The sequence below is a fragment of the Burkholderia sp. Ac-20345 genome (genome assembly GCF_017104825.1).
Classification (GTDB): Bacteria; Pseudomonadota; Gammaproteobacteria; order Burkholderiales; family Burkholderiaceae; genus Burkholderia; species Burkholderia lata_B.
Genome location: NZ_JAAGPO010000080.1, coordinates 1 through 250, shown reverse-complemented (window position 1 = coordinate 250; position 250 = coordinate 1). Strand labels below are relative to the sequence as shown.

Annotated in this window: 1 protein-coding gene; it reads right to left on the bottom strand. The window is 42.8% G+C overall.

Translation table 11 applies throughout. From position 1 onward, the window contains the following. Nucleotides 1–37: 37 nt before the first annotated feature. Nucleotides 38–250 (bottom strand): hypothetical protein (locus tag G3O06_RS26165; protein ID WP_205817961.1); only part of this gene is annotated, 213 nt, incomplete at its 5' end.

The following is a 250-nucleotide window of genomic DNA, read 5'->3' as shown; positions in this document are numbered from 1 at the left end:
TATGCCTGAGCGCGATGTCAGAGAACCAACAGTGTAATTATGTAGACAGAGGCAAGTCACGACGTCGCAGAACGACACAGATGAAGTAGCGACGATGGACGACGCGCGAAAGTAGAAAGTCGAAACTTAAATCACTTGTAATGATGTATATGGCAAAGAGTGAGCAGCATGTCATTCTTTTTTCAGTATCAACGCAAATGGCGGTGCTATAATTCATTTTTTTTTTTTTTTTTACTGACACGCCCACCCC